The sequence below is a fragment of the Collinsella aerofaciens genome (assembly GCF_015555045.1).
Classification (GTDB): Bacteria; Actinomycetota; Coriobacteriia; order Coriobacteriales; family Coriobacteriaceae; genus Collinsella; species Collinsella aerofaciens_W.
In genome coordinates this window covers 47,762-69,282 of record NZ_JADNJQ010000011.1, presented here as the reverse complement: position 1 = coordinate 69,282, position 21,521 = coordinate 47,762, and the positions used below count along the sequence as shown (strand labels likewise).

General features: G+C 62.4%; 15 protein-coding genes. 7 read left to right on the top strand and 8 right to left on the bottom strand.

All coding sequences use genetic code 11. From position 1 onward, the window contains the following. The first annotated feature begins 309 nt into the window (after nucleotides 1-309). On the top strand, nucleotides 310-1,401 hold the full coding sequence (locus I2E45_RS10545; protein WP_226812474.1) for a GGDEF domain-containing protein: 1,092 nt from the start codon (nucleotides 310-312) through the stop codon (nucleotides 1,399-1,401). A gap of 43 nt (nucleotides 1,402-1,444) precedes the next feature. On the opposite strand, the gene I2E45_RS05495 is transcribed toward I2E45_RS10545, so the two are convergent. After that, a complete protein-coding gene (locus I2E45_RS05495; protein ID WP_195444819.1) occupies nucleotides 1,445-2,323 on the bottom strand; it encodes a LysR family transcriptional regulator in 879 nt (292 codons plus the stop codon). 240 nt (nucleotides 2,324-2,563) lie between these two features. On the opposite strand from I2E45_RS05495, the gene I2E45_RS05490 reads away from it, so the two are divergent. From I2E45_RS05490 to I2E45_RS05475, 4 genes are all read left to right on the top strand, one after another. Beyond that, nucleotides 2,564-3,445: an SDR family NAD(P)-dependent oxidoreductase gene (locus I2E45_RS05490; protein ID WP_195444817.1), complete on the top strand. Its 882-nt coding sequence runs from the start codon at nucleotides 2,564-2,566 to the stop codon at nucleotides 3,443-3,445. Between the two features lie 66 nt (nucleotides 3,446-3,511). Further along, nucleotides 3,512-4,768, top strand: a complete 1,257-nt coding sequence (locus tag I2E45_RS05485) for an MFS transporter (protein ID WP_195444815.1) — start codon at nucleotides 3,512-3,514, stop codon at nucleotides 4,766-4,768. A 69-nt stretch (nucleotides 4,769-4,837) separates the two neighbouring features. After that, the gene (locus I2E45_RS05480) at nucleotides 4,838-5,878 is read left to right on the top strand and encodes a Gfo/Idh/MocA family protein (protein WP_195444813.1); all 1,041 of its coding nucleotides are present in this window, start codon (nucleotides 4,838-4,840) and stop codon (nucleotides 5,876-5,878) included. Between the two features lie 410 nt (nucleotides 5,879-6,288). Then, nucleotides 6,289-8,436: a Tex family protein gene (locus I2E45_RS05475; protein WP_195444811.1), complete on the top strand. Its 2,148-nt coding sequence runs from the start codon at nucleotides 6,289-6,291 to the stop codon at nucleotides 8,434-8,436. 265 nt (nucleotides 8,437-8,701) lie between these two features. Here I2E45_RS05475 and I2E45_RS05470 read toward each other — a convergent pair whose 3' ends face one another. Further along, nucleotides 8,702-9,406, bottom strand: a complete 705-nt coding sequence (locus I2E45_RS05470; RefSeq protein WP_195444808.1) for a transaldolase — start codon at nucleotides 9,404-9,406, stop codon at nucleotides 8,702-8,704. Nucleotides 9,407-9,599: 193 nt separating this feature from the next. Next, nucleotides 9,600-10,427 carry an HAD-IIB family hydrolase gene (locus I2E45_RS05465; protein ID WP_195444806.1) on the bottom strand — a complete coding sequence of 276 codons (828 nt, stop codon included), beginning with the start codon at nucleotides 10,425-10,427 and terminating at the stop codon, nucleotides 9,600-9,602. Between the two features lie 75 nt (nucleotides 10,428-10,502). Here I2E45_RS05465 and rlmKL point away from each other — a divergent pair, with 75 nt between their 5' ends. Further along, a complete protein-coding gene (rlmKL, locus tag I2E45_RS05460) occupies nucleotides 10,503-13,034 on the top strand; it encodes a bifunctional 23S rRNA (guanine(2069)-N(7))-methyltransferase RlmK/23S rRNA (guanine(2445)-N(2))-methyltransferase RlmL (protein ID WP_195444804.1) in 2,532 nt (843 codons plus the stop codon). A gap of 94 nt (nucleotides 13,035-13,128) precedes the next feature. On the opposite strand, the gene I2E45_RS05455 is transcribed toward rlmKL, so the two are convergent. The 5 genes from I2E45_RS05455 to I2E45_RS05435 all read right to left on the bottom strand — a co-directional run bounded on the left by I2E45_RS05455 (nucleotide 13,129) and on the right by I2E45_RS05435 (nucleotide 18,912). Further along, complete coding sequence (locus I2E45_RS05455; protein ID WP_117648427.1) at nucleotides 13,129-13,842, bottom strand: response regulator; 714 nt, start codon at nucleotides 13,840-13,842, stop codon at nucleotides 13,129-13,131. A 4-nt stretch (nucleotides 13,843-13,846) separates the two neighbouring features. Then, a complete protein-coding gene (locus I2E45_RS05450; RefSeq protein ID WP_195444802.1) occupies nucleotides 13,847-15,472 on the bottom strand; it encodes an ATP-binding protein in 1,626 nt (541 codons plus the stop codon). Nucleotides 15,473-15,585: 113 nt separating this feature from the next. Further along, entirely contained in the window at nucleotides 15,586-15,780 is a 195-nt protein-coding gene (locus I2E45_RS05445; RefSeq protein WP_195444800.1) for a hypothetical protein, read from the bottom strand. A gap of 69 nt (nucleotides 15,781-15,849) precedes the next feature. Next, complete coding sequence (locus tag I2E45_RS05440; RefSeq protein WP_195444798.1) at nucleotides 15,850-17,877, bottom strand: KUP/HAK/KT family potassium transporter; 2,028 nt, start codon at nucleotides 17,875-17,877, stop codon at nucleotides 15,850-15,852. 159 nt (nucleotides 17,878-18,036) lie between these two features. Beyond that, complete coding sequence (locus I2E45_RS05435; protein ID WP_195444796.1) at nucleotides 18,037-18,912, bottom strand: nitroreductase family protein; 876 nt, start codon at nucleotides 18,910-18,912, stop codon at nucleotides 18,037-18,039. A 214-nt stretch (nucleotides 18,913-19,126) separates the two neighbouring features. Here I2E45_RS05435 and I2E45_RS05430 point away from each other — a divergent pair, with 214 nt between their 5' ends. Further along, the gene (locus I2E45_RS05430) at nucleotides 19,127-21,427 is read left to right on the top strand and encodes an LTA synthase family protein (protein WP_195444794.1); all 2,301 of its coding nucleotides are present in this window, start codon (nucleotides 19,127-19,129) and stop codon (nucleotides 21,425-21,427) included. Nucleotides 21,428-21,521 lie beyond the last annotated feature (94 nt).

The window sequence follows — 21,521 nt, the reverse complement described above, 5'->3', positions numbered from 1 at the left end:
GCGGTGTCCCCTCCCTTTCAAGAAAGGGAAGAGGCGGGGCATGCCCCGCCTCTTACACCACATCTCTGCGCGCTACCCCGCATCCCACTCTAGACGCACAAAACGGGATGAGCTTTCCCATGGTGATCCAAGACCAGAAGCATGTCCGATAGCGCGGCCAGGTCAAGAACAACAAGGCAAGCGTCACGCCAATTTGGACGAGCGTCTGCTGCAGTTTGAGGCTGCTGGCCCATATGGTAGAGTTAACCACCCATGAATTTCAGCACACTGCGTGCTACCTGTTCTTTTGTCATTTAGGGGAGTGAACTTGTGAATACTTCTGTCGCCAAGAAGGCCGGCCAGGCGGTGCGCCTGCTCATGATGGTGCTCACGGCAGTTCTCATCTTCTTCTTCATCAATGTTATGCTGCTCGTCTCCGATATCCAGGGCACGGCGCGTGTGGTCAACTACGCCGGTCTGGTGCGCGGTACCACGCAGCGAATCGTTAAGCTCGAGGATGCGGGCCAGCCTCAAGATGACCTGCTCAAAGCCGTGGATTCATACATCAACGGTTTGCGTTACGGAAGTGACGACCTCAACCTCGTCCGTCTCGACGACGATGAGTATCAGGCAAAAATGACCGAGCTTGCAAATTATTTTGATGAGCTTTGCACCGAGATCATCCGCGTGCGCGAAGTCGGCTATGAGAACACCGACATCATCTCCATGAGCGAGGAGTTCTTTGGCATTTGCGACGATGCTACGCGACTCGCAGAGGACTACTCTCAGGAGAAGGCGTCGGCGCTCAACTATCTCGAGGGCTTGGTGATCATCGACATCGTGGGCTTGGTGGCGACCTTTGCGGTCGAACTCGTTCGCGCGGTGCGCACCGCCGCGCTCAATCGCGAACTGCAGAGCAAAGTCTATCTCGACGAAGCCACGGGGCTGCCCAACAAGAACAAGTGCGAGGAGATCTTGGGGCAGGAGCAGCCTGTCTCCGCGGAGGAGCCCGTTGCGGTGTGCGTCTTCGACCTTAACAATCTGCATATGGTCAATAACAACTTCGGCCATGAGAAGGGCGATGAATACATTCGCTCTTTTGCCCAACAACTGGGAAGTGTGGCGTCGGAGACGTGCTTTGTGGGTCGCGACGGCGGCGATGAGTTTATCGCGGTGCTGCGGGATGCCGACCGAGCCGCTGTGGAATCTTGTCTCGCTCGGATTCGCGCGAACGTGAACGAGTATTCCGAAGTCCACCCCGATATGCCCATCAGCTACGCGGTGGGCTATGCGCTTTCCAGCGATTTTGACGAGCCGCCTACCATGCGCGAACTCTTTTCCCAGGCCGACAAGAACATGTACGTCGATAAGAACCGCGTAAAGACAGCCGAGGCAGCCGGGCCGCAACGCGAGGACCGCTAAACCCGTAGCAAAGGGTAGCTAATTTGGGACGGGACTCTTTTGGCTACTTGAGGAGTTGGGCCATGGCGTTGACGAATTTTTGTACTTGGAGGGTGGGCTCGAGCGGATAGTGCAAAAAGACCGGCACCTCTCGCCCGCACAGGAACGGCACGCCCACAAAGGCCGGGTGCACCCCCGACCATGCGCCGCAGGTGAGCACCGCGTCGCCCTTTTCCTCTGCCTCGTTAAAGAGCGCAAAGTCAAAGCTGTCCACGTCGATCACGTCTACGCCGCCGTCGGCCAACAGATCGATACGCAGGCTGTCCATAGCGTCGTTGCCGTGGCGGAGCACGCGCAGACGCATACCCTCCAAGTCGGCGACCGTAATGCGATTCTTGCGCGCCAGCGGGCTCGTGCGCGGCAGGTCAATATAAAACGGCACGTTGACAATGCGGAGCTTTTGGCAGGCATCGCCCCAGCGCGGGGTCGAAAAACTCGACTGCACCACATCCACCTCTCGACCGAGGCTACGCATGACGGATTCGCGCTCGTCGTAGAGGTCGCTTACCGGCACGATCTCAAATCGCAGCGACGGTTCCAGATCGTGGATGCCCGACCACATCGACAGCGTTTGGCGCCCCGGGCACATCATCGACACGCCCAGGCGCACCGCGCCGCCATCGCCCGCCGCGCGTCGGGCACGGCGAAGGGCATCCTCGGACTGGCGCATGATCGAACGCGCGTCGTCTACCAGTAACGCACCCGCCGGCGTCACTCTGACGCCCGAATGCGAGCGCTCGAACAACGTGATACCAAACTCGGCCTCGAAGCCCGACACCTGCTTGACGAGCGCCGGAGTCGACACGCGCAATTTTGCCGCCGCGCGCGAGAAGCTTCCCAGCTCCGCGGCGGCCGATATGGCCTCGAGTCGTCGATCGTACACGTCAATCTCCTGTTTCCAGACGCATGGCAATGAACTGCCGAAGGGGTTATTTTGGCAGGTCACACACTCAATTAAAGGCGCATCGTCTTGCAAGCTATAAACCTACGGTTAACGCCATTCTAACAAATATGCAATTCACCTGCGCAAATGCAAAGCATACGATAACCAGCGAAAACCACGTGGGTCGGTTAATGGGAGCGACCCACAGGGAGGCACAAGAAGACAAGAAGGGAAGTTCCTATGAGCAACTGGCTTAAGCTCGAGGGCGATGTCTGCGCCGTGACTGGCGCGCTCGGCGGTATGGGCGTCGAGATTTGCCGCGAGTTCGCCCGCAATGGCGCCAACGTCGTTCTGCTCGACCTGGACGAAGAGAAGGTCAAGGCCGCAGCCGCCGACCTCGCCGCCGAGTTTGGCATCCACGCCGAGGGTTACAAGATGAACGCCACCGACGAGGCCGAGGTTCAGGCCGCCGTCGATGCCACCATCGCCGACTTCGGCCGCGTCGACGTTCTCGTCAACACCGCCGGCATCCTGCGCTTCGCCGCCATGGAGGACCTGCCGCTGAGCGACTGGGAGCAGGTGCTCAACGTCAACCTCACCGGTTACTTCATCACCTCGCAGCGCTTTGGTCGCGAGATGATCAAGGCCGGCCAGGGCCGCTTGGTACACATCTCGACCGTCGCCAGTCACTCCCCCGAGACGTTCTCGGGCGTGTACAGCTCCACCAAGGCGGGCGTCAACATGATGTCCAAGATGCTGGCTGCCGAGTGGGGCCCCTACGGCGTGCGCTCCAACTGCGTCGAGCCCTGCTTCGTCAAGACCCCCATGTCGGCAAGCTTTTACGCCGACCCCGAGGTCGAGAAGAGCCGCAGCCGTCTGATCGCCACGCGTCGCATCGGCGAGGTGAGCGATATCGCCAACGCCGTCATGTTCCTGGCGTCCACGCGCTCGGACTTCACCACCGGCGACGCCATCAAGGTCGATGGCGGCTTCTCCAACATGATGGGCGACCTCACCGCCAAGCCCGGCGGCCGTCGCGCCTATGCCGACAACTACCTTAAGAACAAGGGTGTCGAGCTCTGGTCCGATGAGTCCGGCGTCGCAAAGCCAACTGACCAGTAAACCAACCTGACAGGGAGGCCCCGCGGACACGCCCGCTCCTCCCCCGTATCGATTAGAAAGAGTCCAATGGCTTCCACCAACTCCAACAAGGGTCGCGCTGTCGTGCTTTCCGCCGCGTGCGTCACCATGTTCTTCATCAGCTCCATCGCGCTGTATTCCGTCGTAAGCAAGAACCTGCTCGCCGTCTATCCCGAGTGGTCCAGCGCCCTTACCTGGGCCTTCCCCGTCTTCCAGACCATCATGGCCGTGACGGGCATCTTCGCCGGCCGCATCTCCGATAAAATCGGCCCGCGCAACGTCGTTATCGCCGCCGCCGTGTGCTACGGCCTGGGCTGGTTCATGTCCGGCACCGTCACCGAGCCGTGGCAGTTCTACCTGTGGTTCTCGCTCGTCGCCGCCATCGGCAACGGCCTGGGCTACAACCCCGCGCTCACCACCGGTCAAAAGTGGTTCATCGACAAGAAGGGTCTCGCCTCCGGCATCACCCTCGCTGCTTCGACCGCCGGTCCCGCCGTGCTGTCCCCGGTGCTCGCCTCGCTGCTCATCCCGAGCCTGGGCATCTTTGGCGCCCTTAAGGCGCTCGGCGTCATCTTCTTTGTGATGATCGCCGCCTCCGCCCTGTTCCTGAAGGCCCCCGAGGCCGGTTGGCTGCCCGAGGGCTTCGAGGCCCCCAAGGGTGGCGCACATGCCGGCACCTTCGGCGACCTCACCCCGGGCGAGATGGTCAAGACCCCGCGCTTCTGGGTCCTCATCGTCACCTTCGCCTTTGCCGCCACCGCCGGCACCCTGCTCGTCGGCAAGGTTGCCTCCATCGCCGCCGTCCAGCTCTTCGCCGATCCCACGAGCGCCGCTGCCGTCGCCCTCGGCGGTGTGGTCGTCTCCGTCAACACCTGCGCCAACCTGGTCGGCCGTCTGTCCTTTGGTCAGATCATCGACAAGCTCGGTGCCTACAAGTCGCTGCTCATCAGCCTTGTCGTCACCATCGTCGCCCTCGTCATCATGTCGATGAGCTTTACGCAGGGTATGTTCTTTGTGGCGCTCGCCCTGCTCGGCTTTAGCTTTGGCGCCCTGCTCGTCATCTACCCGCCGCTCACCGGCGGCGCCTTTGGCACCAGCAACATCGGTGTCAACTACGGCATCATGTTTTTGGGCTACGCCGCTTCCACCTGGATCAGCCAGCCCATCACCGCCGTGCTGTATCACGCCGAGGCCGGCAGCGCCGCCTACCAGCAGTCCTTCTACGGCGCCATTGTGATCGCCGCCATCGCCGTCGTGCTCACCGTCTACATGATGGTCTCCGACAGCAAGAAGAAGTCCGCCTAGTTTTACCGATGCGACAAAGGGACGGCCCCTTTGTCGCATTCCACCGGTCAACAATATTAAGGAGTCGAAATGTCTGAGCTCAACCCCGTCCGCATTGCCGTTATCGGCGCCGGCGCCATGGGCCGCAACCACATCCGCTTTGTCACCGAGGAGCCCGAGGCCGAGCTCGTCGCCATCGCCGACGCCTTTGAGGGCGCCCGCGCCACGGCCGAGGCCGCCGGCGTGCCGTTTTACACCGATCCCGCCCAGATGATGGACGAGGTCAAGCCCGAGGCCGTCATTATCGCCACCCCCAACGACCTGCACTTGGGCGTTGCTCGCGAGGCCGTAAAGCGCAACATCGTGCCGCTGGTCGAAAAGCCGATCTCCAACGATCTCGAGGATGCCCAGGCCTTCGCCGCCGAGGCCGAGACCGCCGGCGTGCCCGTGCTCGTGGGCCAGCACCGTCGCCACAACCCCTTCGTCAACAAGGCCAAGGAGATCATCGAGTCCGGCGAGCTGGGCAAGCTTACTGTTTCGAGCTTCCACTACATGATCTATAAGAACGACGAGTATTTCGATGTCGAGTGGCGCCGCAAGAAGGGCGCCGGCCCGATCCTGGTCAACCTGGTTCACGACGTCGATCTACTCCGCTATCTGCTGGGCGAGCCCGTTGCCGTCCAGGGTATGCAGTCCAGCGCCGCCCGCGGTTTTGAGACCGAGGACTCCGCCGTGGTCAACGTCCGTTTTGCCGATGGCGCACTTGCGAGCATGACCATCTCCGACGCCACCGCCAGCCCCTGGAACTGGGAGGCAACCGCTCGCGAGGATCCGCAGTACCGCCCCTTCGACGCCGACGCCTACTTTATCGGCGGCACTAAGGGCGCCCTGTCGCTGCCCCGCCTGCACCAGTTCTCCTACGACGGCGCCTCTAACTGGCACAAGCCGCTGCAGATGGAGATCCCGGCTGTGGACCCGGCGCTGCCGCACAAGATGCAGCTCAAGCACTTTGTGAAGGTCGTCCGCCGCGAGGTCGAGCCCGTCGTGACCCCCGCCGATAACGTCAAGACGCTCACGCTTCTCAACGCCATCAAGGAGGCCTCCGAGACCGGCCAGCTCGTCGAGCTGTAATGCCTTAAGAGCGGGTCGCGGCAAACTCCCCGCCGAGCGCCTTGGCCCGCCGCCAACAAGCCCCTCTTCTTTGCCCCGCGAGCAGCCTCCTGCCCGCGGGGCCTTTTGCTACCTTGCCGACGATTTTTCTGGAGCGGGGGCTATTTTGCACCTCAGTCTGATTCGTTCGCCACGAAATGGGCCTATCTACTACGTTTAACCGATCGCCCTTAACCATGCCAAATTTCGCGAAATAAAAACCGCAGGTAGACGACTTGCCGATTTTCGGAAAAACCAGGCATGGTCAGCCCCTACGGGTAAAACGTAGTAGATAGGCCGTTTTCGTGGCGCGGCCCCAAAACAGCCTTTTGGGACGGGTGGTATCCTTGGTAGCCCTGTGCTGCAAACGCACCTTAAACGCAAGGAGTCCCATGGATCTTATCGCCCAGCTTGCCCGCGAGCTCAACCTTAAGGCCGCCAACATCGAGGCAGCCGTCAAGCTCATCGACGAGGGCAACACCATCCCCTTTATCTCGCGCTACCGCAAGGAAGCCACAGGCGGAATGGACGACGTCGCCCTGCGCGCACTCGACGAGCGCCTGTCCTACCTGCGCAATCTTGAACAGCGCAAAGAGGACGTCCTTCTGCTCATCGACGCCCAGGGCAAACTTACGCCCGAGCTCGAACAGCAAATTCGCGAGGCCGCGCAGCTCCAGCGTGTCGAGGACCTCTACAAGCCCTACCGCAAAAAGCGCATGACCCGCGCACAGAAGGCCCGCGAGGCAGGCCTGGAGCCGCTTGCCAACATGATCATCATGCAGGCCTCGGCCAAGGGCAGCGCGCTCGACACCGCCGCGGCCTACGTCAACGAGGAAGCCGGCTTCGACACGCCCGAGAAGGCGCTCGCCGGCGCGGCGGACATCGTGGCCGAGACGGTGGCCGAAGACCCCGAGAACGTCGCCGACCTGCGCGCCTTTACGCAAAACACCGCCGACATCATCGTCGAGGCCACCGACCCCGCCGAGAAGACCCCCTACGAGCCGTACTACAGCTATGATGAGCCGCTGCGCCGTATTCCCAACCACCGCGTGCTGGCTATCGACCGCGGTGAGCGCGAGGGCAAACTCTGCGTGCGCGTGAACGTCGACGGCGCTGCCGCCACGGCGCGCCTCGGCAGCCGTTGGCCCCGACGCCAGGGCGTCTTCGCGCCCGTCTTTGACGCCGCCATCGCTGACGGCTACAAGCGCCTCATGGCCCCCTCGCTGGAGCGCGAGGCCCGCGCCAAGCTCACCGTCCGTGCGCAGACCGAGGCCATCAATGTCTTTGCCAAGAATCTCGAGGGCCTGCTCTCGGCACGCCCCGTGCGCGGCGCCCGCGTGCTCGCGCTCGATCCGGGCTACCGCACCGGCTGCAAGGTCGCCGTCATGGACGAGACCGGCAAGCTGCTCGACCACGGCGTGGTCTATCCCACCAAGCCGCGCCACGACGTCGCCGGCACCAAGCGCGAGCTCGCCCGCCTCGTCAAAAAGGACAGCGTCAACACCATCGTCATCGGCAACGGCACCGCCAGCCGCGAGACCGAGGAAGTCGTCTCGGAGTTCATCGCCGAGCAGGCGCCCAGCCTTCGCTACACCATCGTTAACGAAGCCGGCGCGTCGGTGTACTCCGCTTCCGAGCTCGCCAGCCAGGAATACCCCGACCTGGACGTCACCGTGCGTGGCGCCATGAGCCTGGGCCGCCGCCTGCAGGACCCGCTGGCAGAGCTCGTCAAGATTCCGCCCCAGTCCATCGGTGTGGGCCAGTACCAGCATGACCTTGACCAGGCCGAGCTCTCGCGCACTCTGGGCCACGTGGTGGAGGACGTCGTTAACCGCGTGGGTGTCGACGTAAACACCGCGAGCGCAAGTCTGCTGGGATACGTATCGGGCATCACGCCGAGCGTGGCCAAAAACATCGTGGCCTACCGCGAGGAAAACGGCGCCTTTACCGATCGCCGCCAGCTCAAGAAGGTCCCCAAGCTGGGGCCCAAGGCATATCTCAACGCCGCGGGTTTCCTGCGCATTAGCGGCGGCAAGAACCCACTCGACGCGACGAGCGTCCACCCCGAGAGCTACGAGGTGGCCACGTCCGTCCTGGAACGCGCCGGCGTTAAAGCCAGCGAGCTCAGCCGCGGCGGCGTGCCCGACATCGAGCGCCGTCTGGGCAGTATCTCGGCGCTGGCAAGCGACCTGAACTGCGGCACCCTCACGCTCATCGACATCGTCAACGAGCTCAAGAAGCCCGGCCGCGACCCGCGCGACGACGCACCCGAGGTGGTCTTTAGCCGCTCGGCGCTTTCCATCGACGACCTGGAACCCGGCATGGAGCTCAAGGGCACGGTGCGCAACGTCGTCGACTTTGGCGCCTTCGTCGACGTGGGCGTGCACCAGGACGGCCTCGTGCACATCTCCAAACTGGCCAACCGCTTTGTCAAGCACCCCAGCGACGTGGTGCGCGTCGGTGACACGGTCAAGGTGTGGGTCGAAAAGGTCGATCGCGACCGCAAGAAGATCTCGCTCACCATGGTACAGGGCAAGTAACAGCAAAGGACGAACCACCGCTGTCCATCGTCGAACTTGCAAGTTTTTCTCACCCAATGGGAAAACTTGCAGATACCGCAACAAAAATGGTGCCGCCCATCAAAGAGGCAGCACCAGCTAAGTCTTATTCAGCTCAGAACCTACTGGCAAGCTCGTGCCGGCAGCCCCGGCCTTTCCTTTGCCTAGCGCGACCCTCGCGGAGCGCGTGAGCGATAGGGAAAGGAAAGGCCGGAGCGAACAGCCCACGGTACAGTCGGTGTTCGCGCTACGGCAGGATATGGAAACCGAGCGCCGCGATATCCTTGGCAAAGCCGCGGACGGTGTCGAGCGAGACCTCGTACGGGTCGCGACCGATGTTCTTGCGCTTGGCCAGGATGCTGTTGGGCACCGTAATGATCTGGCAACCGCAGGCTTCTGCCTGGTAAATGTTGATGAGCTCGCGCGTGGACGCCCACAGGACCTCACAGTTGGGCTTTGCGGCGGCCTTCTTGACCGACTCCGTCATAAACGGAATGGGGTCGACGCCGGTGTCGGCGATGCGGCCGGCAAAGAGCGAGATGATGGACGGCGTCTCGGTGTCAACGGCCTCGACCATCTCGTCAACCTGCTTAGGCGTAAAGATGGTGGTGACGTTGACCTTGATGCCGTCGGCCGAAAGCTTGCGCACCAGCTCGGCGGTGGACTCGCCCTTGGTGGTCACGCACGGAATCTTGACGTAGACGTTCTCGGCCCAGGTAGCGATCTCGCGCGCCTCGACCTCCATGGTCTCGACGTCGTCGGCAAAGACCTCAAACGAGACGGACACATCGGTGATGTGGGTCAAGACCTCTTTGGCAAACGCACGGTAATCCGTCACGCCGCCCTTCTTCATAAGGGACGGGTTGGTCGTGAAACCCTGAACGTTGCCGTTCTCGTACATGTCGAGCATGCCCTCGAGGTTTGCACCGTCAGCGAACACCTTGATTGCCATCTGCCTGATTCCTTTCGCTTGCACACGGGCGTTAAACTGCTAAACACTTTACCTACGTTTATCAAGGCGTGAGCTGCGGTTTTTTATCTTCTCGGCGAACGGTATAAACACCTCAGTGTTTGGATTGATAAATCGATTGAGCATGCAAAAGCAAAGAGTCGCAGTTTGAGCAAACGTCAGAACGCGGGATTCATTAGATGAGGCCGAAATGCTGCATCGCTGTGACGGTACCGTCGTGTGCGACATCGTCGGTCACGTAGTCGGCGACCGCCTTGACCTCGGGCATGGCATTACCCATGGCCACGGCCGTCTCGACGGCGGCGAGCATGCCCAGGTCGTTGCCCGAATCGCCAAAGCCAAAGGTGCGCGCATTTCCCTCGCGGCCCAGATACGTCAGCGCTCGCGCCACGCCCACGCCCTTGTTGATGCCCTTGGGGCTCAGCTCGCGATTCTGGCCACCGGTGTTGCACAGCTCAAACTCGCGATCGATAAAGCCGTCATCATTGGCTACGCGAGCCAAACTGGGCACATTGAGGCATACCTTGCCCACGCGCAGACTGCCGTCGACGCGCATCTCCTCGGCGCTGTGCACCACAGAAGTGCCGATCAGAGACGACTGCTCAACACCCGCAGGTTCCAAGGCAAAAGTAGCCACGTTGGTCTCGAAAAAGGCCTCAATCCCTGCCGCGGCCATACGGCGTGCAAGCTCCTCGATAACGTGCTCGTCAAAGCAATCCTCATGCACCACGCGGCCCTCGACCTCGAGCGTCGCTCCCGCCATGGCAACGACGCCCGCGGGGTCGAGCGCGCGCAGGCCATCGGCGATCAGCCACAAGGGACGACCCGTGCAGATAAATGCCTGGTGACCCGCATTGCGCAGGCGATGAAACGCCTCGACGACCGCCTGCGAGGGGCGAACCGCCGAAAAGTCCTTGTCGGTCATGCTGTCGGGATCGAACGACGTCAGCGTGCCGTCCACGTCAAAAAAGAGCACAGCGGGTTCGGGACACGCATCAATCATATGGGTTCCTTTCGAGGATAAGGGCAAACGAAGCATCCATCATATAATGGAGCGACGCAACCAGAGAGGTCACCCATGGAATTTTACGCAAGCTGCCCCGAGGGCTTTGAGTCCGCACTCGCCGATGAGCTTAAACGCCTCGGGCTTTCGCATGTTCGCCGGCTGAAGGGCCGCGCTACATTTGAGGGCGAGCTCGAAGAAGGCTACCGCGCCTGTCTGTGGTCGCGCCTGGCGAGCCGTGTGTTCGTGGTACTCGGGCGCTTTGAGGCGCAGGATGCCGATGAACTGTACGATAGCGTTTACGACATCGCCTGGGAGAGCATCGTCCGCCCCGGCGCCACCATCGCCATCACCGCCCGCGGCGTGACCGAGCAGCTGCGCAACACGCGCTTCTCGGCCCTGCGCGCCAAAGACGCGCTGTGCGACCGCCTGGCCGAGACCACGGGACGTCGTGCCGACGTCGATGCCGCCGACCCCGATGTTCACCTACTGCTTTCGCTGCGTCAGCGTCGCGCGAGCATCAGCCTGGACCTTTCGGGCGACCCGCTGTTCAAGCGTCTGCCGCCCGCTGCGACTCGTGCCGGCGAGGGCGCACACGTGTTGCGCCCCGACTACGCCGCCCTGGTGCTGGCGCAGGTCGGCTGGACCGCACTATGCGAGCGCGAGCTGACGGCCGACGATTACGAAAACGAAGCCCTTCCCACGCTGATCGATGCCTCGTGCGCCGGCGGCGGTCTGCTGCTGGAGGCCGTGAACATTCTGACCGACCGCGCCCCGGGCGCCGCACGCGAGCGCTGGGGCTTTGAGGGCTGGCAGCTGCACGACGCTGTCCTGTGGGAGCAGCTGCTTGCCGAGGCGCGCGAGCGCGAGGCGGCAGCGCGCGAGCGCCAGGCGCGCATCGTGGCCGTAGACATCGACCCCGCCGCCCGCAAGACCGCCGAGCACATGGTCAAGAGCGCTGGCTACAAGCGTTTTGTCGACTTTTGCGCCGCCAAGCCCGCCACCGTGCTGGACCATGCGGGTGCCGTCGCCGGTGCCGCCGTGGTCGCAGACACCACCGAGACCCCGCTTTCGCTCATGCACGACGCCATGACGCTGGTCGGCGAGCTGCGCCGCGCGCCCGAACTCGCTTCGGCACCGGTCGCCGCGCTCACCCGCGACGAATTGCTGGCCCGCGCGCTCCACGCCGAGCCCGCGCGCTCCATCGCCGTCATGCCCAATAACGAGGAGGCGGCTCTTGAGGTTTGGCCCTCGCTCGACCACGCCGCCGCGGCATTCGAAGCTGCGACCAGCGCAGATGCCGAGGCCGAGGTCGCGGATGCCAACGAAGCCAACGACGAAGCCGCCGACACCCCCATGTCCGAACCTGCCGCCACGCTCGACTTGGGCGACGGCAAGCCGCTGCCCGTGCTCATCCCGGAGTCCGAGCAGTTCGCCAACCGCCTGCGCAAGAACGCCCGCCTGCGTCGCAAGTGGGCAAAGCGCGAGGGCGTGAGCTGCTACCGCGTCTACGATGCCGACCTGCCCGACTACTCCGCCGCCATCGACCTGTATGAGGGCTGTCCGCAAACGCCGGGCCGCTGGCTCGTCATCGCCGAATACGCTGCGCCCAAGACCATCGACCCCGCACTAGCCCAGGCCCGCATGCTCGACATCTTGGCCATCGCGCCACGCATCCTAGATGTTCCGGCCGAGCATGTGCACGCCAAGGCCCGCATGCGTTCGCGCGGCGGCTCGCAGTACGGCAAGCAGGGCGCCGGCAAGGGCGGATCGGGCGAGCGCGCCAACATCGCGCGCCGTCGTCTGCCGCTCATCGAAGAGGGCGGGCTCACCTTTGCCGTCAACTTTGACGACTACCTGGACGTCGGCATCTTCCTGGATCACCGCGTCACCCGCAACCTGGTGCGCGAGCACGCCAAACAGGCGCGCCGCTTCCTCAACCTGTTCGCCTATACCGGCACCGCCACCTGCTATGCGGCCGATGGCGGCGTCGAGGAGACCGTGACGGTCGACCTTTCCAACACCTACCTGGACTGGGCCGAGCGCAATATGCGCCAGAACGGCTTTGTTGGTCCGCAGCATCATTTTGTGCGCGACGACGTGCTCGCCTGGATTCGCGACCAGCGCCAGACGCGCAACCGCTGGGACCTGATCTTTGTCGACCCGCCCACGTTCTCGAACTCGTCCAAGATGGGCCGCCGCACCTGGGATGTCCAGCGCGACCATGTTGAGCTTTTGGCCGGCGTATCGCGCCTGCTCGCACAGGGCGGCCACGCCATCTTTAGCTGCAACCTGCGTGGCTTCCGCCCCGAGACGCGCAAGCTCGCACGCGCGGGCGTCGTGCTGGAGGACATTACGGCGCAGACCATCCCCGAGGATTTCGCGCGCAACCAGAAGGTGCACCACTGCTATATCGTGTGCCGCCTGCCCATCGAGGACGCCATGGCAGAGGTCGGCTTTAGCGCCGAGGAGATTGCCGAGCGTGTCGAGGAGCTGCGCAACCCCGAGGCCCGCAAGCCTCGCACGGCAGTACCCGCGCACGCGCAGGCAGACAACGGCAAGTCCAAAAAGAAGAAGTTCTACGCCAGCAAGCCCAAGGGCAAATAACAAAGTTGCGGTGGAATACGGACTGCTTTGCCTGGAATTAGGCAAATTTAGACCGTATTTCACCGCAACTCATAGTGGGATGGTGGTTGGCAATCTAGCCTTGGGTGACCAATCGGTAACCGATACCCACATGCGTCTGGATATAGCGCGGATGCGCGGGGTCGGATTCGATCTTCTTGCGCAGCGTGCCCATAAAGACACGCAGGCTTGCCAGGTCGCTCTTGGTCGCCGTGCCCCAAATCTCGTGCAGGATAAACTGGTGCGTCAGCACCTTGTCGGCGTTATGCGCCAGCAGGCACAGGAGCTTGTACTCGATCGGCGTCAGATGCAGCTCCTCGCCATCCATCGTGGCGATGCCGGCATCAAAATCGATATGCAGCTCACCGGTATCGAACGAGCCCTCGGAAGCAACGCCGCCCGTTTGCGCATACGAAAGGCGCCTGAGCGTCGTGCGAATGCGCGCGAGCAGCTCCTCGACCGAAAACGGCTTGGTCAGGTAGTCGTCGGCGCCGGCATCGAGCGCGCGAATCTTGTCCGCATCCTCGCTGCGCGCCGAGACCACGATGATCGGCATGCCCGACCATGCGCGCACCGACTCCACCACCTTAACGCCGTCCATATCGGGCAGGCCCAGATCGAGCAGCACAATGCTCGGTGCCTGCGATGAGGCAGCGGCGATGGCGGCATGGGCGGTCTCCACAGCCATATGACGCAAGCCGTGCGCCTCGAGCGCGGCAACGATTAAGTTGCGAACGGCGGGGTCGTCCTCGACAACCAAGATGAGCGGTTTTACGGCAGAGTTCGGCACAGCGTTACTCCTTATCAAACGAAACGTCAGCGACGGGAAGCTCAATCGTAAAGACCGAGCCGTGCGGATCCGCCGCGGCAACCTCTATGCTACCGCCATGCGCTAACGCAATGGAGCGGCAGAGCGAAAGACCCAGACCCACGCTGCGATGGCTGTCGGCAAGACCGTGGTTGGCGGTGTAGAACGACTCAAAGATCCGCTCGCGGTCCTCGGGCGCAATGCCCGGGCCGTCATCGGCCACCGAGCACGCTACGCGTCCATCGTCGACGCCAATCGAAATCACGATATGCGAGCCTGCGGGCGTATAGGAGATGGCGTTGTTCACCAGATTGACCACCAGCTGCACCATCAGGCGCGCATCGACATTGACGAGCGCCGGCTCATCGCACGCCACCACCTTAAGGTCGTGCTCGCGCACAGCCGGATTTACGTGGCGCAGCGCCTCCTCGACGATATCGTCCATGAGCTCGAGCGTGGTCGACAGGCGCATGCCGCCACCCTCGAGCTTGGTGATAGCGAGCAGATTCTCGACAGTGGCGTTGAGCCATTGCGCATCCGAGCGAATGGACAGGAGCAGGCCGCGGCGCGTCTGGGCGTCGAGCACGGCGGTGCCGGTCGAGCCCTGGTCGAGCAGCACGTCGGCATTACCCGAAATACTGGTAAGCGGCGTACGCAGGTCGTGCGAGATGGAACGCAGCAGGTTGGCGCGCAGCTGCTCGTTTTTGGCGAGCACCGCCGCCGCCTCGCGGGCCTCCATGGCGCGGGCGCGATCGAGTGCCAGCTCGCCTTCGCTCACGATGGCATCGGCAAGTGTCCGCTCCTCGTGCGTCAGCACGTCGGGCTCGGCAACGATAGCCAGCACGCCCACCACCGAGGCGGGGTCGCCCGAGCGCACGAAGCCGTCGCCCGTGCGAACCGTCAGGTAGATGCCATAAAACGCCGAACCGCCAAACGTGGCGTCGAGCGGCGTTCCCACGTAGGCGGACGCCGAGAGCCTCGGCGGCATCTGCGGCGCCAGCTCGTGCACCGGGGCGGCATCGCCCACGGCCGTGCACGTCGCACGCGGCAGCAGGTCATCGCCCTCGGCGTCGGCGCTGTACCACACAACCGGACAGCCCGAAAGACGCGCCAGCTGCGTGGCCATGGCGTGAACGATCTGATGCTGATCGGCGCACCGCTGCAGCATGCGGTTGGTCTCGAGCACCATATGCGTGCGGCGGTCGCTGGCGGCAGCCTGTGCCAAGGCGCGGCGCAGGGCCAACGCAATCGAGCTCGACACAAGCGAAACCACGAACATGATGAAGAACATGCCGGGATAGCCGCGGTCGATAAGCGACAGCGAGTAGCGCGGGTCGACAAACAAAAAGTTGTAGAGCGCCACGGCGGCAGCCGAGCTCAGCAAGCAATACAGGCGACTCCAGGTAAAGAATGCGCACAGCTGAACGGCGAACACATAGACGATCATGATGCTCGGCGCGAGACCCGGATGGTCGAGCAGCGCGCCCACAATCGTCGCCGCGACCAGCAGCCCCACCGATACGCAGGCGTCATACAGAGGAGTGCGGCGCGTCAGCGTTGTGCGCCGCCACCAAAAACTATCGGCAATATCGCCGTCCGTACGAACGTCCATCAGCGTCCCGCCCCTCTCTCAAAAACAAAAACCACCACAAAGGGGACAGGCACCCTTGTGGTGGTTTCCCCTTGTGGTGGTTCCAAGTGTAAAGCCTTTGCAACCTGCGGTCGTTAGACAAACAGCACGTGCGCGAGCAGTGCGCACACGCACGCCGCGACAAGCACCGTCACCACGATCGAAATCACGCGATCGGCCATGTCCATGTTGGCACGATTCGTAAAGAACCGATCTTCGGCGGCATCGGCGCGTGCCTCACGCACCATCTCGGCAGCAAGATCGCAACCGTCAAGCACCTTTGCATCCATGGTTTCCTCCCAGGACTCAATCCCCATCAATACAAGCCCGCCCGTTCGCAGACAAACCTCGAGCGTCGACTACGGGCGCTCGTTGGGGGCCAGGCGCTGCATCTTGTTCACGGCTTTGAACTTGGTGAACAGCGGCACGTACTCAAAGCTCACGTTGGAGTTCTCCAGGCCGTACCAACGCGCAGGCGTGCCGGCGGCGCGACGGATGATGTACTTGAGCGTGATGGCCGTACGCTCGCTGGGCTCCACATCGCTTTCGGGCGCCAGAAGCTTACGGATCAGGACGAACTTGAACGTACCGATGTTACCCGGATCCTTGTAGACCGAGTAGTCATGCGTCTGCGGCGGCAACTCGCCGGTGGCAGCCAGGTCCTGAACAACCTGACGCAGGTAGGCATTGACGCGCTGGTTGATCTTGTAGCCCAGGTACAGATGCACGCGGAACACGTAGTCGGTGCCGAACGTCTCGACCGAATAGGCAAAGGTGTGCGGTTCGTCCATGGTCTCGACATTCACAAACCACCAGGCGCGGGCGCGCTTGGGATGCTTGTCCAAGATCGAATAGACGATATCGCGGTCGATGTAGTCGGTATGGGTGTCCTTGGTCAGGTACACGACGTTGTCGCTCATGCGCTCGTAACGGTCGTCGTCGCGCAGGCGCTTGAGCTGCGGCAGGTAGCTGCGCAGCGGCAGCAGCGTAAACTGGCGCTGCTCGACCGCCGTGCCGTTGTACCAGCACACCATAATGCCCATGATGAGCATGGCCATCAAAATGGTGAAATAGCCACCGTGGAAGAACTTGGTAAGCGAGCTCACAAAGAAGAAGCCCTCGAGCATGAGGAAGAACGCAACAAAGATATACGGGACGACCTTAAGGCCGCGATCGACATGCAAGTAGAAGAAGAGCAGCAGCGTCGTGCACATCATGGTCAGGGTAATCGCCAAGCCGTAGGCGGCCTCCATGTGCGCCGAGCTCTGGAACAGCAGCACCACGATGACGCAGCCCACAAGCATGACGTTGTTGACCATGGGAATATAGAGCTGGCCCTTGGTCTCGGCAGGATAGAAGACCTGCATGTGCGGCATGAGGTCCAGGCGACTGGCCTCGGACACCAGCGAGAATGCGCCGGTGATGAGCGCCTGCGAGGCAATGATGGCCGCGACGGTGGAAAGGCCGACGGCAAAGGGACGCAGGCCCGGGGTGAGCATCTGGTAGAACGGGTTGAGGTCGGCAATGCCCATGAGCTCGGGGTTGGCAGCGTTGTTCATAAGCCAAGCGCCCTGGCCCATATAGGAAAGCAGCAGGCAGCACTTAACGAACGGCCAGGTGGCGTAGATATTGCCGCGACCCACATGGCCCATGTCGGAGTAGAGCGCCTCGGCACCGGTGGTGGCAAGGAAGCAGCTGCCCAAGATCATGATGCCCGCATGGTTGTTGGGACTCAACAAAAAGCCGATGCCGCGCAGCGGGTTGAGGCACAGCAGCACCGCGGGGTGCTGGAAGACAAAGAACAGACCCGTACCGCCCAGGAACAGAAACCACAGCGTCATGATGGGGCCAAAGGCACGGCCGATCTTGGCCGTGCCGATGCGCTGCACCAAGAAGAGCACAATGATGATGGCAAGCGTGATGGCCACGACGCGGCCCTGATCGTCGCCCAGCACGGCATGGACTGCCGGGATGGTGCGCAGGCCCTCGATGGCCGTGGTAACGGTAACGGCAGGTGTCAGGATGCCGTCAGCGAGCAATGCGGCGCCGCCCAGCATGGCGGGGATGATGAGCCACTTGCCGCAACGCTTGACCAGGCTGTACAGGGCAAAGATGCCGCCCTCACCATGGTTATCGGCGCGCAGCGAGATGAGCACATACTTGATGGTGGTCAGCAGCGTGACCGTCCACACGACAAGGGAGAGCGCGCCAAGCACGAACTCCTCCGTCACGCTTCCGATGCCGCCGTTGCCGGCAACGAGCGCCTTGGTTACATACATAGGGCTGGTGCCGATATCGCCGTACACCACGCCCAGCGTGACGAGCATCGCCGAGATGCTCACAGGAATCGCAGCGTGCGAGGCTGCCTCCTTGGCCTTTTGTTCCATAAGCCGGTTTCCTCCCAACTTTAATGTTCGAAGGAATTATAGGTAATCGGCCCATGTTTGAATGGCACTGTTTTCCCAGCTAAATAAACATTTATACGGCCTTTAGGCCACCGCGGCGATATGGAATGTGACAAAGGGACTGCCCCTTTGTCACATTCGTCATTTTCCAAGCCAGTTTTTGAACCACCATTCCATGGATCGGCTCATCTCGGCCATAAAGGGACTCGTGTGCTTGCGGGTATAGATGTCCACGACGCGCTCCCCCACCTCGCGGGCATGCGGACGGAACATTGCGTCCATCTCGGCCACCTGCGCGTCCATGGTCGCGGCATCCGCGCGGCAGTAGCGCTCCTCGTGCACCAGGTTCACCACGGGGTGCGCAATGGCCGGACGCTCCTTACGGGGCGTGCCGATGATGAGCATCGACAGCGGCATGGTATAGGGCGGCAGATCGAGCAGCTCGGCAACTTCCTCGGCGTTCTCCACGATGTCGCCAATGTAGCAGCTTCCCAGCCCCAGGGCCTCGGCGGCAACCACGGCGTTTTGCGCGGCGATCACGGCGTCCTGGGCCGCGATGGCAAAGTCGCCCAAACCCGGCGCGCGGCGGGGCGCCTTGCCCGTGCGCTCGACAAACTCGGGCTCAAAGCAGCCCACGTGCTCAAACAGATCGATCCACTTTGCATAATCGACCACAAATATGAGTGCCCAGGGCGCCTTGGCAACCATGGGCTGATGGTCGCACAGGTCGGCCAGGCGGTCGAGCGTAGCTTGCTCGCGGATGCTCACGATGGAATACATCATCATGGCGCCCGCCGACGGCGCGCGACTCGCCGCATGCAAAATCGCTGCGCGCTGCTCGTCGGTCACCGCCACGGGTCGGTCGTCGTCATCACGCGCGAAGGCACGCGTGGAGGAACGGCGCTCCAACGTGTCCAGCACCGCGTTGCCCGTAGTCTCGACTGGATAGCCGAACGTATCCACGCCCGCAGCTCCGTCGCAGTACTCGGCGCCCGTCATACAAACCTGCTCGCCCATAGCTCTATCCTCGCCAATTCTTTAAGAAGCCTTTACGTTTCCGTGTAATTCCCGTCCATTATCGCGCAGGTCGCCACTACATTGCGCCACACCGCCGCACATGCGCGTTAATATGGCTGGTTGTTGTGCGCAGCCCGCAAATGCAGCGCATATTTAGGTAACAATCGGGTAAACCCCCGCTTTCGTAGGTTTTAAGTTTGTGAGGAGTCTCAGCATGTTCGCTGCCGCCATCTCGCTCGTCGGTCTTGCGGCGACCGTCTACCTTGTTTTGCGCGAGGCCAAGGCCATTCGCGCTCAGTCGGGCACCGTTGCCAAAAGCGCTCTTGGGTGGAGCGTCGCCTTCGGCCTGTTCCAGCTCTTTTTGACCATTTGGGGCGCTATTGGCCTCGTCGCGCAGAACGAGCCGCTCGCCTTCGTGATGCTCATCCTGACCAACGCCATCCTCACCGGCTGCGCTTGGGCCAGCATCGCCCGCGACCGCATCGCCCCGCGCGTCTTTGCGTTCGCCAAGCCCGACGCCCCCGCCCCCACCGGCAAGCTCGCCCGCCTGCGCGGCGCCTTTGTGGGCAAACCGCTCGTCGCCGCCGTCCTGTGCCTGCTGCTCGCCGGCGTTTTTGCGCTGCTGGGCATGGAGGTTTCGTCCAACCACGACTTTACCTGGGTCTACCCCCTGTGCATCCTGCTCGAGTGGGCCATCATCACCACGCTCATGGTCGGCCTGTTCTTCCTGTTCCAGCGCCACGGCGCAGCTCCCGCGGTCCTGGCCTTTGCCCTCTTTGTCCTGGGCATTGCCGAGTTCTTCGTCATCACGTTTAAATCCATGCCCATCCAGCCGGGCGACCTTTCGGCCATCTCCACCGCCGCCGCGGTCGCCGGCACCGGCTACACCTTCTCGATCTCACTGTTCTGCGTGCTGTCCATGGGCCTTACCTCCATCGCCATGCTGCTGTGCGAGTACGCCGGCCTGGTGGCACCGCACCGTCAGAAGGGCGCCGCCAACGCCAAGCGCATGCTGCTCACCAACCTGCTCGTGGCGGTGCTGTGCCTGGGCGGCGTGACCGCACACGTCACGCTCATCGACTACTACAACACCCTCGGCATCACCGTCTACACCTGGCGCCCGCTCGAGAGCTACTGGCGCGAGGGCTACCTGCCCGCTTTCATTAGCGCAGCGCAGTCCATCAAGCCGCCCAAACCCGCCGACTACTCCGTCGACGATGCCAAGGCCACGCTCAAAAAGTACGCCAAGGCCTACGACAAGTCCGACGCAGCCAAGAGCGACGAGCGCGCCGCCGCAAAGGAGCAGTTCGATAGCGAGAAGCCCACGGTCATCGCCATCATGAACGAGACCTTCTCGGATCTTTCGATCTACCAGAACATGCGCGCCGGCTACGAGGGCCCGCAGTACTTTAAGAACCTGTCCAACTGCCTCAGCCGCGGTAAGCTCTACGTGAGCGCCTACGGCGGCGGCACCGCCAATACCGAGTTTGAGTTTATGACCGGCAACTCCATGGCCAACCTGGGCTCGGGCGTGTACCCCTACACCATCTACAACATGGAAACGACCGGGAACCTGGCAGAGCAGTTCAAGTCGCTCGGATATTCCACCACGGCCATGCACCCCAACCACGCAACCAACTGGAACCGCGAGAACGTGTACAAGGACTTTGGCTTTGACCGGTTCCTGTCCATCAACGACTTCCAGGGAGCCGACACCCTACGCGGCATGGTGACCGACCAGGCTACCTACGACAAGATTCTTGAGCTGCTCGACCAGAACGCCGATCCGCAGTTTATCTTCGACGTGACCATGCAGAACCACTCGGGCTACGACACGGGCCTGCTGCCGGTCGACAAGCAGATGCACCTGAACATCGACACGACCGACCTGGACACCAAGACCGTCGAGGACGGCACGCTCTCCGATGTCGACGAGTATGTCTCGTGCATCGAGCAGTCCGACCAGGCGCTTCGCTACTTCCTCAACGCCTTGAGCAAACTCGACCGCAAGGTGGTCGTGGTGTTCTGGGGCGATCACCAGCCGTTCTTCCCGTCCAAGTTCAACGACAAGTGGTTTACCGGCGAGGACGACGCCACGCATCAAGAGCGCCTGTGGCAGACTGACTACATCATCTGGGCCAACTACGACGTTGCCGGCTGCGACCAGACGAGTGAGGTCGACAACCTGTCCACCAACTACCTGTCCACGCAACTCATGCAGCTGATCGGCGCCCCGCTGACCGACTACCAGAAGGCGCACATGACGCTGCGCGAGTCGCTGCCTGCTATCAACTCCGTGGGCTACGAGGACGCCAGCCTGCGCTGGGCACTCTCCTCCAACGTCACCGGTGACGACGCCGCCGCAGCAGCCGCCACCAAGGCGCGCGAGGATTACGCCAAGATGCAATACTACGAGATGTTCCGCGACGGCAAGAACGTCTATACGGAGCACTTCCAGACCGAGGCCAACGAGACCGACCCCAACCTGGCACCGGGTACGACCAAGATCAAGTAGCGGGTCACTCATAACTGAAACGTCTGTCCGGACGGAGGCATATAAGGTTCCCTGCTCGGACAGTCCTACGCAAGACGGGGGCCACATTAAGTGG

Coding starts and splice junctions, on each gene's coding strand:
- I2E45_RS05490 (WP_195444817.1), top strand. CDS start 2,564: ATGAGCAACTGGCTTAAGCTCGAGGGCGATGTCTGCGCCGTGACTGGC.
- I2E45_RS05485 (WP_195444815.1), top strand. CDS start 3,512: ATGGCTTCCACCAACTCCAACAAGGGTCGCGCTGTCGTGCTTTCCGCC.
- I2E45_RS05480 (WP_195444813.1), top strand. CDS start 4,838: ATGTCTGAGCTCAACCCCGTCCGCATTGCCGTTATCGGCGCCGGCGCC.
- I2E45_RS05475 (WP_195444811.1), top strand. CDS start 6,289: ATGGATCTTATCGCCCAGCTTGCCCGCGAGCTCAACCTTAAGGCCGCC.
- I2E45_RS05470 (WP_195444808.1), bottom strand. CDS start 9,406: ATGGCAATCAAGGTGTTCGCTGACGGTGCAAACCTCGAGGGCATGCTC.
- I2E45_RS05465 (WP_195444806.1), bottom strand. CDS start 10,427: ATGATTGATGCGTGTCCCGAACCCGCTGTGCTCTTTTTTGACGTGGAC.
- rlmKL (WP_195444804.1), top strand. CDS start 10,503: ATGGAATTTTACGCAAGCTGCCCCGAGGGCTTTGAGTCCGCACTCGCC.
- I2E45_RS05450 (WP_195444802.1), bottom strand. CDS start 15,472: ATGGACGTTCGTACGGACGGCGATATTGCCGATAGTTTTTGGTGGCGG.
- I2E45_RS05445 (WP_195444800.1), bottom strand. CDS start 15,780: ATGGATGCAAAGGTGCTTGACGGTTGCGATCTTGCTGCCGAGATGGTG.
- I2E45_RS05440 (WP_195444798.1), bottom strand. CDS start 17,877: ATGGAACAAAAGGCCAAGGAGGCAGCCTCGCACGCTGCGATTCCTGTG.
- I2E45_RS05435 (WP_195444796.1), bottom strand. CDS start 18,912: ATGGGCGAGCAGGTTTGTATGACGGGCGCCGAGTACTGCGACGGAGCT.
- I2E45_RS05430 (WP_195444794.1), top strand. CDS start 19,127: ATGTTCGCTGCCGCCATCTCGCTCGTCGGTCTTGCGGCGACCGTCTAC.